Origin of the sequence: Plebeiibacterium sediminum (assembly GCF_026013605.1) — a bacterium.
Classification (GTDB): domain Bacteria; phylum Bacteroidota; class Bacteroidia; order Bacteroidales; family Marinilabiliaceae; genus Saccharicrinis; species Saccharicrinis sediminus.
This window is the reverse complement of sequence record NZ_JAPDPJ010000067.1, coordinates 16,333-30,626: the sequence shown is the minus strand read 5'-3', so window position 1 is coordinate 30,626 and position 14,294 is coordinate 16,333. Positions and strand designations below refer to the sequence as shown.

The following is a 14,294-nucleotide window of genomic DNA, read 5'->3' as shown; positions in this document are numbered from 1 at the left end:
TGCAATATATTCTGGGGATTCTTTTTTCTTTTCTGCCATAAGTCACAATATTAATAATTTGTTGCTTACAGACAGTGTTTATTTTACATCCTCCCAATCACTACATGAAAGATAGTTTAAAACACCTTCTTGAATTTATTATTCTTTTTACTTAAGAGTCCCTATTTGTAGAGGGTTCTAATCCTTCGCGCTGGTATTTTAATTTCCCTCCCTGGTTAAAAATATATTTTTTTGAAAAAAAGTTACTTTTTTCATTACCCCATATCTAAAATTGAGTGTTATATAAATAAAATCATAGATCAAATGAATTTTCCATTATCAGATCATATAAAAGTATTGCTTACAAAATATGTATTAAAACAGCCACTTAGCAATGATGAATATGCAGAAGTAGAGGGGTGGATTAATGCATCAGAAGCCAATAAGCATCTTTTAAAAGAAATAGAATCTGAGGCTTTTTTAAAAAAAGCAATATTAAGTAATCATAAAGATGAAGCAAGTAAATCTTATGAGCAATTTAGTAAACGAGCTAATATAAAAACACGAAAGATTGGCTGGATCTATTCTGCCGCAAGTATTGCTGCAATTTTTATCATAGGTTTATTTATTTATCAGCTAAATAGAAATAGTTATGATATTCCGCCAATACAGACTGGAATAGCAAAGGCTGTAATTGAATCAAATGATGGACAGTTTAAAGAAGTTAAGAATGTATCTTATGTGGAAGTTCAGGATTCAACATATACAAATCTTAAGGTACCAAGAGGTGGTGAAATTGATGTTCGTTTAAGTGAAGGAACGATCATTCATTTGTATTCAGAGTCATCTTTAATGATCCCAAAAGATTTTAGCGCATCAAACAGAAGTGTTAAAATACAGGGAGAAGGATATTTTAAGGTTGCACACGATGAAAATTCACCCTTCGTGGTTAAAACCAGTCAATCGCAAGTTAAAGTTTTAGGTACCGAATTTAAGATTATGGATTACGGGCAAAAAGCTAAAACAATAGTTACACTGGTAAGAGGTAAAGTTGAAGTGAGTAATAAAGACAACAAGGTATTGATGATGCCTAATATGAGAACGGAAGTAGCCGAAGTTGGAGAAATAGTTGTGAATAACCTTAACAAATTAACCGTTAGTGCGGTTGAAAATGGAAACCTGATTTATACCGATAAGTCATTGGAAGAGATTATGGCCAGTTTATCAAGAATTTATGATATCAATATTGAATTTGATAAGCCGGAATTAAAAGATATCAGGTTTACCATAAATGTAAGTAGAAAGAAAAACCTAAAAGAGTTGCTTTCGATCATAGAAAAAGTGGAGAAAGTAGATTTTAGTTATAAAGAGAATGTTGTGCACATACATTAAATATTAATCAATGGAATAATAAAACAATCGGAAGTCAATTAAAATTTATGATTTATAAGCGTTTTGAATCCTAAAATTTAATTGAAATCAGGTTATAATTCCTAAACCTTTTTTACAAAAACAAAATGACAAAGATTGTACTAACTAAAAGGGCAATATTATTGCTCCTGGTCTCTTACGTCCTTATATTTAGGGTGTCGGCGCAAAGTAGTGAGCGGTTGACCATTCATTTAAAGGAGGTTACGCCATACGAATTGTTTAATGAATTGAATAAGCAGATAAACATTAATTTTGTTTACAGTAATGATGACATTAAACGAATTCCTGAAAAAACGTATCATTTCGATAACGCTCAGATTGGTGAAATCATTAAATATTGTTTGCAACAAACAAATTTAACGTATGAAATTGACCAAAACACATTAATTATAAAGCATAAGCCTAAATCAGAGATTGTTAGAGGAACAATTTATGATGATGAAGGCACGCCTTTACCGGGAGCCAGTATTATTATTAAAGATTCCGGAGTTGGAACAATTAGTGATGCAGAGGGTAATTTTACCTTATCAAAAGGCTATAATAATTCAGTAGCTAATTTACATATTTCATTTATTGGAATGAAGAATGTAGATGTGCAATGGGAAGGTCAGGATTTATCAGTTAAAATGCAATCGGATGTTCAGTTGACTCAGGAAGTTGTAGTTACAGGGTATCAAGTAATTGATAAAAAGCAACTGACTAGTGCAGTTAGTTCGTTAGATATTTCAGAGGTGATGCAAACTGAAGCCATCAGTGTAGATCAAATGCTATCAGGTAAAATACCTGGCTTAAGTGTTAGTTTTAATTCCGGAGAAGTGGGAGTAACACCTAGGATAAGAGTAAGAGGAGTTTCTACATTAGTGGGTAACAGAGAGCCTTTGTGGGTTGTAGATGGTGTGGTGCTATCTGATCCTGTTAATGTTTCCCCTGCAGAATTAAACGACCCTGATTATATCAACAGAATTGGTAATGCCATTTCTGGTATTAATCCTCAGGATGTTGAACGTATTGACGTATTAAAAGATGCTTCGGCAACTGCGCTTTATGGAGCAAGAGCTGCCAATGGTGTTATTGTGATTACCACCAAAAAAGGTAGAGCAGGTAAACTGGAGGTTAACTATTCAGGAAGTACTTCTGTACGTGTACGACCAAGATATACAGATCAATCTATTAATTTGATGGACTCTAAAGAGAGAGTTCAGTTTTCACGTGAATTGATGCAGGATAATCATATGTATGTAGCTACAGGTAATACTTATGGTTACGAGGCATTAACACTACAATTATATCGCGGACAAATTGATTTTGAAACTTATCAGCAAGAGGTTGCTAAATTAGAAACAAATAATACGGATTGGTTTGATTTATTGATGCGTGATGCATGGTCACATAGTCATTCTCTTAGCTTTTCAGGAGGTAATGAAAATACAACCTATCGTGCTTCAGTAGGGTATACTAATAATCAGGGTGTAAATAAAACCGATGATTTAAATCGTTACACTGCTTCTATGGATTTGCAGCATAAGTTTAATAAGCTATCTGTAGGAGTAAATATTTTAGCAAATACAGGAACACACAATTATTATCAGGATAGACTTTCACCTGCTGATTATGCTTATAACACAAGTAGAGTAATTCCTGCTTATGATGAAAATGGTGAATATTATTTTTATGATGAAGGAGCAACAGAATATAGTGGTGCTTTACAATACAATATTTTGAATGAGTTGGATAATAGTGGAATGGAGCAAAACAACTCCTCTATTACGGCCAGAGCTAATTTAAATCTTGAAGTTACAGATTGGTTTGATCTTCAATCGATCGTTTCTATGACATCATCCAATACCGAGATAGAGAGTTGGTGGGGTGAAGATACTTTTTATGCTGCAGATTTAAGACGAAGTAATGATATGATGGATGCAGATCCTGATTATGGAGAGTTAGTTTATGGGGGTGAGTTAGGTAAGGATTATACTAGAAATAATGCTTATACAGCTCGTATACAAGGTAATGTAAATAAGTATTTTGGCTCTCAGTTACAGCATAATATTAATGCATCATTTGGTTTAGAAGCTAATTCAACTAAGTATGATGGTTTCAATGTTCTTACGCGTGGTTACATGAAAGATCGTGGTAAATCCTATGCTTCAGACATTGATATTAATACATATACAAAATACGGAGAATGGTTAAGAAAAAATGTTCCTGTAATAACTGATGATCTAACAAATCTTTTATCGGAGTATCTTTCTGCATCGTATAGCTATAAAGACAATTTTACAGTAAACGGTAATATGCGTTTTGACAGCTCAAATAAATTTGGTGATCAGAGTAATAACAGAGTTTTACCAATTTGGTCTGCATCATTTATGTATAATCTGGGAAGTTTTATTAAAAGTACTTCAATAGATTATATGCGCCTAAAAACCTCATATGGGTTTCAGGGGAATATGATTGATGGAATGTCTCCTAAAACTATCATACGTTCAGGTGCTTTTAATTCATCTTACGGTGAATATACATCAACAATAAGTTCATATCCGGATCCATTTTTAAAGTGGGAAAAAACTAGATCTATAAATGTTAGTTTAAATACTGGTTTGTTTAATAACAGAGTGCAGTCAGAACTAACTTACTTTAGAAAAGAAACAAAAGATGCCTTTGTAGAACGTCCGGTATCAGGAATCAACGGACATACTTCATATATGGTAAATGCAGGTGATATTACCAATGAAGGTTATTCTGTTGATTTAACCATTATTCCATTACGAAGCAAAGATTGGTTCTGGTCAATTTCCGGCTCGTTAACCCGAATTGATAATACCATGAAATCTAATGTTGGTGCAGATATTTATGAACGCGAGGATTATTTAAATGGTACTGCCATTGTTAAAGGAGAGTCTATTGGAACCTTCTATTCATATAAGTTTGCAGGATTAAGTCCTGAAGATGGAGGTCCGTTGTTTGATGATGGTGATTTGGCTAGTATTGCTCACTTAAGTAAGTACGATACCTACACCAAAGTATTGGTAAAGTCAGGGCGTAGAGATCCTAATGTAACCGGAGGTTTTAATACTTCTGTACGCTATAAAAACTGGAGATTAAACACAAACTTTTCGTATAGCTTAGGTGCCAAAACACGTTTGTTGAAGTTTTATCCATATGGAAATAACTATTCTTCACAATATAATTTGAATCGTGATTTAATTAGCCGATGGAGACAGCCAGGAGATGAATTAACTACCAATATTCCTGCTGTTATAGATTATTATATACCATGGAATGGTGATGGTTATGATTACCACTGGTCAACGGATAGTTATAATTGGGGAACAAATGAATTAGTAGCCAATAATAGCTGGGAACAATATAATTATTCAGATATCAGGGTGGTTAGTGCTGATTATTTACAGTGTACTTATTTGAGTTTAACCTATGGATTATCTGATAAATTATTGGAAAAACTTCATTTAACAAGAGCTGAAGTGACGCTATCAGGAAGTAATTTATTTACCATTGCGGATAAAGCCTTAAAAGGACAGACTCCTACTCAAAGTGGTTTTGATAAAATTCAGCTTTCGCAAAGACCTACTTATTCATTAGGTTTAAGTCTAACATTCTAAGTGTATTAAAGTATGAAGAAATTAAATATTATATATCTGTTATTAGTGGTTGCAGGATTCTCATTTACATCCTGTAATGATTATCTGGAAGAGACCTCGCAGGACTTGTCTTATATCAATAGTTTGGATGATTTGGATGAACTTCTTTTGGGAGAAGTTTATCTTCAACGTACCACATCAGTTAGAGTTAGTGATGCAACAGGAACTTATCTACCATATGTACACTTTATGGCTGATGAATTGGATCATGTTACAGATGCAGCTTATCAGTCTGGCATATATCCCAATTCTGCAATAGATTTATTTGGTTATTATACATGGCAACGTCAGGTGAGTTTGGGAATAGATGGTAGTAATGTGTATGATGATGCATTGGACTGGACTCGTATATATAAATGTATTGTATCTGCAAATGTAGTACTTGACGAATTAGATAAACTACAAGCCAAAGATGAGGAAGCTAAAATGCAGGCCCGCAGAATTAAAGGAGAGGCCTTATTTAACAGAGCAACAGATTTCTTTTTGTTAGTTAATTTATTTGGAGATGCTTATCAACCTGCTTTGGCCGATCAAACTTTGGGTATTCCTTTAAAATTAACCAGCTATACTGAAATTGGTGCGTTTAAAAGGGCAAATTTAAAGGATGTATATGCTCAAATATTAAGTGATTTAAATAGTGCCGAAGAGGCATTAAGAGATATTCCTCAGCAATCAATATACAGAATCAATCATGCCGGGATTTGTTTGTTTTTGAGCAGAGTGTATTTATATATGCAAGATTATGATAATGCTATTGTGTGGGCACAGAAGTGTTTAGACGAAGCTCCTGAAGTTGAAGATTTAAATTCATTTGCTACCAACCTTTTTAGTGAAGAAAATCGTAGTGTTTTGTTTTCAATGGGTGGTAATATCATTGCAGAAAATATTTTTGAATATGATCCTTGGGGAACCGGGCCTGAATTTGGAACCGGTCAGTTTATTGTGGGTTCTGAATTGTATAATAGTTTTGCCGACAATGACTTAAGAAAGACTAATTTCTTTCATATCAACGATATGTATCCGGGGATTCCATTGTACGATAAGCAATATAGTGATGGAATGTCTTCGCATACTGAGTTGTCAGATTGTTTTACTTTAAGAACTGCTGAGGCATGGTTAAACCTGGCAGAAGCTTATGCTGTAAAAGGTGAAACAATGAATGCTCAGGCTGCAATAGAAAGTTTATTAAAGAATCGTATCGAAATTTCAAGTTTCGAATCTGTAGCACAAACAGGGACGGAGTTGGTATCTTTTATTCGCGATGAACGCAGAAAAGAACTATGTATGGAAGGACATCGTTGGTTTGATTTAAGACGTTATCAGGCTAATACAGCTTATCCTCAAACCAAAACACTTTATTCTTCAGCTGTAGTAAAATTAGGTTATTATGATTTGGTACGTGTGGATTATTATAAACTGGAACCAAATGATCCTGCGTGGACATTACCTTTACCTGTTTATGAGTCTGAGTATAATGCATCAGAAGGTAATGAAAGAAATGCCAGAGAACCTTATGATTCTGTAAATTATTAATAAAAAAAACAATGAATAAAAATATATTTCTTATAGGACTAATGGGGTGTCTGATGCTTTTTTCTTGTCAAAAAGAAGATGAGCTAACTCCATCAGGAGCTGATGTTGATTATTTTCTTCCTGCGGAAGATAATATGAGTGAAGAAGCAGAACTAAAACGTGAATTTTTTGCAGAAAATGATGTGCGCCTGCTATTTAGTGATACCATTCATGTAGATACACAAGATACGATAGTTATAAATTTTGACTATAACTTCACAGTAAATCATACTGGTTTAGAGTATATTGTAGAAAAGATTCAAGATATTGATGAGAAAAAGGCTGCTGCTGAATTTGTAAGTGAAGGTGTTATTAAAAGATTGGGATCAGTACCGCCTCCATATTCTGTTCTATTGGCAAAAGATTTCATGTCATCAGATATGAGTTGGGGATATGAAATACTTACACCAATAGCCACTCAACCAAGTTTAAAAACAACGGTTATTACTGTTGGCGATATTCTTTCTAAAGAAGATTGGGAGAAAACTGAGCTTGCCAACTCTGTACTTTCTCTGTATTTGGGATTGCAATTGTCAACCAATTATGTAACAGAGCTAAAGGAATTTTTTACTGTGTCTTCATTTATTTATGATGATATGTGGAATGCCTTTCCAACATTTACAGAAACAGATCAAATCAATGGTTTTTTAGAGGCGCCTTCTGATTATTCCAGTTTTAACAGGTCGAATGATTTACAAACATATTTAAGATATATGTTTTCTTATACAGAAGATGATTTTAGAGCTATGTATGGTAGTTATGATCGTATCATTACCAAAATGGAAGCTTTAAAAAGCATTTTAAATGATGAGTTTAATATTGAAATTTATAACTAGATATTAATGAAATTAAATCGTATATGCCCCTTTTTAGGGGCAATAGCTTTCTTTTTGCTGTCGTGTAACAGTAGTAAAAAAGAAACTTCATTTAAGCTTACTGGTAACTTTACAGGAATAAAAGGTGAGGGGTATGCAATTTTGCAGGACTATGAAACTTATGAAGAGGACACCGTTCCATTCATTGATGGTAAGTTTGAATTTATAGGAAAGCAGGATCAGCCTAAATTATGTCGTTTGTATTTTATTGGACCAAATGATTCATTGGCAGATCAATTTAAAAGTGACCTACTCTATATTGAAAATGCAACCATTACTTGCTCAGGGAATTATAAAGATTTAATGTTTTATCTGGACAATAAGGATTTTTCTTTAAAAAGAATGTCTGTTCAAGGGGGTGAAATGAATAAGATTTATAATTCATTTTTAGATGATACCAGACCAATAGTATCTCAGGCGGTTGAAGTAACTAATAAACTTGAGTATCCGGAAGTTGCAGTAGAAAATATGTCAGCGTCTCAATATAATGAGATGTTGCAAATGCAAGCTCAGTTGGATTCATTATTACTTCAAAGAGATTTAGTAAAGGAAGCATATATTCAAAGATATGCCGATACGGAATTGGGTTATGATTTTGTATTGGCATCTATTGCAATGGACTATCATTACGAAGAATGGTTTGATGAAAGCCGTGCTCATGGAAACCGTTATCCTGAAGATTTTGCGATACCTTCATCAGAAAAGATTGAAAGCTGGATTTCATTACTTGAAGAGCAAAAGACTTATACTCCGGAGCAAATCGGCAAGTTGAAAACATTAGCCAAACGATGTAAACAAGTTGAACCTGGAGCTCCATTTATTGATGGTATGGTTTATTCTACAGACGGAGATTCTTTATTGTTGAGTACACCAATTAAAGAGGGGCGTTATACTTTAATAGACTGCTGGGCCTCGTGGTGTCATCCTTGTCGGGCTTCAATTCCGCATTTAAAACAATTAAAAGATAAATATAAAGATCTTGATGTTATCGGTATTTCGTTAGATGGTTCTGCAATGAAAAAACAGTGGCTTAAAGCTATTGATGCAGAGGGAATGACCTGGCCTCAGTATATGGTAGAATACAATAGCGAGTTACTAAAGGCTTATAATATTCTGGCTATTCCAAATATCATATTAATTACGCCGGATAAAAAGATATACAAAACCGGAATTCGTGGTTTTGACTTAGACCTAATCTTAACGAGAATTTATGGTTATTAGTGATACAAGTTGTTTGTAACCATAAATTAATTAATGACCGGGAATAAGTATTTATTCCCGGATTTTATTTGCAGATATGAGAAGAAAAATATTAATGTTATGTGTTGTGGTATGTGGTATAGCCATCACATCATGTAATAAAAGTAAAGGTTTCACCTTATCGGGTAAGTTTACTAATATTAAAGGAACGGGAATTGCCGTTTTAGAGAAACTATCAACTGAAGAAATAGATACCGTTCCTTTTGTGGATGGACAATTTGAAATAAATGGAAGCGTTGACAAACCGGCCTTATATAAATTGACCCTTTCAACAGATCAGGATTCATTTTGGTTTCAGCAAAAAAACGAACTCTTGTATATTGAGAATACTGCAATAAAAATAACCGGAGATTATAATAAATTATATGATTTAGATAATCGCAATTACTTTAGTCGTCAAAGAGCAGAAATAGGGGGTGGTAAGTTAAATGCGATTTATAATAATTATTTAAACAAAGTACGTCCGGTTGTAAAAAAAGCAACAGAAGTAAGTAATACGATCTTGTTAGATACCATTCCTGTAGAAAATATGTCTGATACATATTTTAAGGAGATGCTTAAAAAGCAGGTTACATTAAACAAGCTACAATATCAAAGAGATAGCATTAAAAGTAATTTTATTATCAATAATCCAGCAACCCAATTTGCTTATGATATGGTATTTGCCACATTAACTGATGATGATAGTTACAAAGCTGTTTTTGATGAAAGTGTTGCCCATGGAAATTTGTATTCAAAGATTATGGAGTTTCCGGAACCGGAATTGGTTAATCAATGGATTACTTTATTAAAAGAGCAGGATACTTTTACTCAAGAGCAATTGAATGTTATAGATTTTATATGGAATCAAAAAAAACAAATTGCAAAAGGTGCACCATTTATAAAAGCTCAAATCAGGGATGTTAAAGGAGAATTCGTTTCACTTGAAGATCAATTGAACAAAGATGGCTATACCTTAATTGATTGTTGGGCTTCATGGTGTATGCCTTGTCGATGGTTTATTCCTCACCTAAAACAAATTCATCAAAATTATAAGGATAAGGGACTTAAAATCATAAGTATTTCCATTGATAATTATGATAAGGAAAGAGAAAAAAAGGCATGGTACAATGCAATGAAAGAGGAGGATATGCCATGGCAACAATTTCAGGCTAATAAAAAATCAAGTTTTGTGGAGTCTTATGGAGTATATTCTATTCCAAATATTATTCTTATTGATGCATCGCATCATATTGTGGCTACAGGTGTTAGAGGACTTACTTTGGATTTGTTATTGCAAGGTATTTATAATGAATAAATCCGTAACACTTTGAATGAGTAACATTAAATTAATAAAGATCAGATGAACATTAAATTAAAAATAATTGCATTAATATGCCTTACGCTGAGTGTGGTTTCCTGTCAGAAAAAGGATAGTTATGTTATTAATGGAAAACTTTCAGGTATAGTTGAAAATGGTAGAGCCATGCTTTTAGATCCTTTAACAAACCTTGGAGATACAGCAGAAATGATTGATGGTTGTTTTCAATTCAAAGGTAAATTGGATCAACCAAAGATGTTTAGATTGTATTTGGCTGTGCCTAATACACCACCTTATACAACATTTAAGTCTTCATTGGTTTACGTTGAAAATGGAGAAATAACCTGTACGGGTAACTTTAACGAGTTCGAAAAATATTACGATTTCACAGATACATTAAGCATTCGACCTGTCATTAAAGGATCAGATTCTAATACATTATACGAGGAATATTTACAGAAAGCACGTCCGTTTGTTAATCAGGCTTCAGCTATAAGTATGAACTTTGTGATAGATAGGGTATTACCTCATGAAAAAACAGAAGAAGAACTAAATAAGGCTATTCAGCTTCAACTAAAACTAACAGATTTACAGGAACATCGTGATGAGATTTTAGATCAGTTTATTACTGAAAATCCACAAAGTCAGGTAGCTTATGATTTGGCTTTTGCTTCACTTTCAATGGATTCCCGTTACGAAGAGCGTATTGATGAAAGTATTGCTAAAGCAGCTGATTATTATGAATCGCTGGCCATTCCGGATCAAGAAAAAGCTGACAAGTGGATTACATTATTCCAAAATGCAGGAGGATATAATCAGCATCAAATAGATACCTTGAAAGTATTGGCTCAGAATTGTCAGAATTTTGTAAAAGGAGCACCTTTTATGGATGGGAAAGTATCTACCTTACAGGGAGATACTATTCAACTAAGTTCTGTGTTTGTTAAAGGACATTATACTTTGATTGATTTTTGGGCTTCATGGTGTGGCTACTGCAGAGATGCAATTCCACATGTTAAAAAGTTATACAATCAATATCATGAACAAGGATTTGATGTGGTTAGTATTTCTGCAGACGACATTACAAAATCGAAAAAAGCATGGTTGAAAGCTATGGAGCAGGAGGATATGCCTTGGGCTCAGTATCAGGCTGATTTTGATAGTGAAATATTTAATAATTACAATATTATGGGTATTCCTTATGTTATTATTGTTGGACCCGATGGTAAAATTGTAAAAGCAGGAGTAAGAGGTTATAACCTCGATATTATTTTAGAGAAGGTTTTTGAGTAATAGGTAGATTAATAATGTGTATTGGAGGTCGGTTAATGAAATATTATCCGGCCTTTTTTATTTGTTGATGGTTAAAAATCAGCGTTAGATTTAATTATTCAAAATAAACAGACTTTAGAGGTGTTCTTGTGTGTGGTATTTTTTATATTTTTGCAGCTTATTAAAAAACGAATAAATAATTTAGGTTGTTATTTATGGTTGGTAAAGTTTATATGATTTGCCTTTTACCGATAAATAATGATTTAAACATCTAAATAATAATTTAAAAATGGAATTAGCAAGCACGTACAATCCCGCCGAAACGGAGGACAAATGGTATAAGTATTGGATGGACCAAAAGTTTTTTCATTCAGAACCGGATGAAAGAGAGCCTTATACGGTCGTCATTCCACCACCAAATGTTACAGGTGTTTTGCACATGGGACATATGCTGAATAATACAATTCAGGATATTTTAGTACGAAGAGCTCGTATGTTGGGTAAAAATGCTTGTTGGGTTCCTGGTACTGACCATGCGTCAATTGCTACAGAAGCTAAGGTTGTAGCAAAATTAAAAAATGATGGTATTGATAAAGCTGATTTATCACGCGATGAGTTTTTAAAACATGCATGGGAATGGACTGATAAACATGGAGGTATTATCCTTGAGCAATTAAAAAAGCTTGGAGCTTCATGTGATTGGGACAGAACTTGTTTTACTTTGGATGAAACCAGAAGTGAAGCGGTTATTGATACTTTTGTTAAGCTATATGAAAAAGGATTGATTTATCGTGGTGTTAGAATGGTAAATTGGGATCCGGATGCTTTAACAGCAGTGTCAGATGAAGAAGTTGTTTACAAAGAATTACATTCGAAATTATATTATCTGCTTTATAAAATAGAAGGAGAAGAGGAGTTTGTAACTATTGCTACAACTCGTCCGGAAACTATTTTAGGTGATACCGCAGTATGTATAAACCCTAACGATGAACGTTTTAAGCATCTGAAGGGAAAAAGAGTATTGGTACCATTAATCAACAGATCAATTCCAATTATTGAGGACGAGTATGTTGATATGGAATTTGGTACTGGTTGCTTAAAAATTACACCTGCTCACGATATTAATGACTACGAAATAGGAATGCGTCATAATCTGGAAAGTATCGATATTTTAAATGATAATGGTACTTTAAGTGAAGCTGCAGGAATGTTTGTAGGTAAGGATCGTTTTGCGGTAAGAGATGAAATTATTCCTGAGTTAGAAAAGGCAGGAAACCTTTTAAAAGTCGAGGATTACGATAATAAAGTAGGATGCTCAGAAAGAACAGGTGCTGTTATTGAACCAAAATTATCAACGCAGTGGTTCCTTAAAATGACAGATATGGCTAAAACAGCCTTAGATGCTGTTATGACTGATGAAGTACAGTTTCATCCACCAAAATTTAAAAATGTTTACCGTCACTGGATGGAAAATGTGAAAGATTGGTGTATTTCGCGTCAGTTATATTGGGGACATCGTATTCCTGTTTATTATTTGGATAATGGCGATTTTGTTGTTGCAAAAAATATAGAGGAAGCCTTAAAATTAGCAAGAGAAAAAGCTGGGAATCCGGAGTTGACAGAAGCTGATCTTAGACAAGAAGAAGATGTATTGGATACATGGGCATCATCATGGTTATGGCCAATATCTGTATTTGATGGTTTTAATCCTGAAAAAGACGAGATAGATTACTATTATCCAACAAGTGACTTGGTAACAGGTCATGATATTATCTTTTTCTGGGTGGCTCGTATGATTATGGCTGGCTACGAATTTAGAGGAACTTTCCCATTTAAAAATGTTTATTTTACCGGAATGGTTAGAGATAAGCAAGGCCGTAAAATGAGTAAGCAATTGGGTAACTCACCGGATCCATTGGATTTAATTGCAAAATATGGTGCTGATGGTGTTCGTGTAGGAATGTTGTTATGTTCACCTGCAGGTGGTGATTTATTGTTCGATGATAGTTTAACAGAGCAAGGACGTAATTTTTCTAACAAAATATGGAATGCTTTCCGTTTGGTTAAAGGATGGAATGTAGATGAATCTATTGCTCAGCCGGAAAGTGCTGCAAAGGGAATTGAATGGTTTGCTCAAAAATTGAATCAAACCATTGCATTGGTTGATGATCATTTCAATAAGTTCCGTATTTCGGATGCTTTAATGACAGTTTATACATTATTCCGTGATGATTTTTCATCATGGTATCTTGAAATTGTGAAGCCTGGATATCAACAGCCTATTGATGCGAAGACTTATCAAGCAACAATCGATAATTTTGATAAGATATTAAGATTACTTCACCCATTTATGCCATTTATTTCAGAAGAAATATGGCAATTGCTGACTGACAGAAAAGATGGTGAAAGTATAATGGTTTCAGAAATGCCAGTAGCTACTGATACGGATGAAAAAGTACTAGCTGATTTTGAATTAACAAAAGAAGCTATTGTTGGAGTTCGTAATGTTCGTAAGCAAAAGAATATAGCCAATAAAGAGGTTATAGCATTGAGTATTTTAGATAATTCAGGTAATTACGATAAAAACTTTGATGCCGTTTTAGCAAAATTAGCCAATGCTGAAAAAATTGATTTTGTAACTGAAAAAGTATCAGGAGCATTATCTTTTATGGTTAAGGCTAATGAGTATTTTATTCCAATGGGAGATTTATTGGATGTGGATGCTGAAATTGCTCGTTTAGAAGAGGAGTTAAAATACCAGCAAGGTTTCTTAAATTCTGTAATGAAAAAATTAAGCAATGAGCGTTTTGTAAATAATGCACCAGAAAAAGTGGTAGCTATTGAAAAGCAGAAACAAGAGGATGCTGAAGTGAAAATTAAGGCTTTACAGGAAAGTATTGCTAACTTAAAAAAGTAATTTAAGTATTAGTATCATATAGTAAA

Annotated in this window: 8 protein-coding genes; all 8 read left to right on the top strand. The window is 33.6% G+C overall.

Annotated features, from left to right (window positions below):
* Window positions 1–303 precede the first annotated feature (303 nt).
* The 8 genes from OM075_RS20380 (at window position 304) to OM075_RS20345 (ending at window position 14,268) form a co-directional block, all read left to right on the top strand.
* The gene (locus OM075_RS20380; protein WP_301192400.1) at window positions 304–1,371 is read left to right on the top strand and encodes a FecR family protein; all 1,068 of its coding nucleotides are present in this window, start codon (window positions 304–306) and stop codon (window positions 1,369–1,371) included.
* A 125-nt stretch (window positions 1,372–1,496) separates the two neighbouring features.
* Window positions 1,497–5,033 (top strand): SusC/RagA family TonB-linked outer membrane protein, encoded by a 3,537-nt coding sequence (locus OM075_RS20375; RefSeq protein WP_301192399.1) that lies wholly within the window; start codon window positions 1,497–1,499, stop codon window positions 5,031–5,033.
* 12 nt (window positions 5,034–5,045) lie between these two features.
* Window positions 5,046–6,605 carry a RagB/SusD family nutrient uptake outer membrane protein gene (locus OM075_RS20370; RefSeq protein ID WP_301192398.1) on the top strand — a complete coding sequence of 520 codons (1,560 nt, stop codon included), beginning with the start codon at window positions 5,046–5,048 and terminating at the stop codon, window positions 6,603–6,605.
* Between the two features lie 11 nt (window positions 6,606–6,616).
* Window positions 6,617–7,480, top strand: coding sequence for a hypothetical protein (locus tag OM075_RS20365; RefSeq protein ID WP_301192397.1), 864 nt, complete (start codon window positions 6,617–6,619; stop codon window positions 7,478–7,480).
* 6 nt (window positions 7,481–7,486) lie between these two features.
* On the top strand, window positions 7,487–8,740 hold the full coding sequence (locus OM075_RS20360) for a TlpA disulfide reductase family protein (protein WP_301192396.1): 1,254 nt from the start codon (window positions 7,487–7,489) through the stop codon (window positions 8,738–8,740).
* Window positions 8,741–8,816: 76 nt separating this feature from the next.
* Entirely contained in the window at window positions 8,817–10,076 is a 1,260-nt protein-coding gene (locus OM075_RS20355; RefSeq protein WP_301192395.1) for a TlpA disulfide reductase family protein, read from the top strand.
* A gap of 45 nt (window positions 10,077–10,121) precedes the next feature.
* Entirely contained in the window at window positions 10,122–11,372 is a 1,251-nt protein-coding gene (locus tag OM075_RS20350) for a TlpA disulfide reductase family protein (RefSeq protein ID WP_301192394.1), read from the top strand.
* 268 nt (window positions 11,373–11,640) lie between these two features.
* A complete protein-coding gene (locus OM075_RS20345) occupies window positions 11,641–14,268 on the top strand; it encodes a valine--tRNA ligase (protein WP_301192393.1) in 2,628 nt (875 codons plus the stop codon).
* The last annotated feature ends 26 nt before the right edge of the window (window positions 14,269–14,294 follow it).

Excerpts from the sequence above, each read along its gene's own strand:
- OM075_RS20380 (WP_301192400.1), top strand. The coding sequence starts at position 304 with ATGAATTTTCCATTATCAGATCATATAAAAGTATTGCTTACAAAATAT.
- OM075_RS20375 (WP_301192399.1), top strand. The coding sequence starts at position 1,497 with ATGACAAAGATTGTACTAACTAAAAGGGCAATATTATTGCTCCTGGTC.
- OM075_RS20370 (WP_301192398.1), top strand. The coding sequence starts at position 5,046 with ATGAAGAAATTAAATATTATATATCTGTTATTAGTGGTTGCAGGATTC.
- OM075_RS20365 (WP_301192397.1), top strand. The coding sequence starts at position 6,617 with ATGAATAAAAATATATTTCTTATAGGACTAATGGGGTGTCTGATGCTT.
- OM075_RS20360 (WP_301192396.1), top strand. The coding sequence starts at position 7,487 with ATGAAATTAAATCGTATATGCCCCTTTTTAGGGGCAATAGCTTTCTTT.
- OM075_RS20355 (WP_301192395.1), top strand. The coding sequence starts at position 8,817 with ATGAGAAGAAAAATATTAATGTTATGTGTTGTGGTATGTGGTATAGCC.
- OM075_RS20350 (WP_301192394.1), top strand. The coding sequence starts at position 10,122 with ATGAACATTAAATTAAAAATAATTGCATTAATATGCCTTACGCTGAGT.
- OM075_RS20345 (WP_301192393.1), top strand. The coding sequence starts at position 11,641 with ATGGAATTAGCAAGCACGTACAATCCCGCCGAAACGGAGGACAAATGG.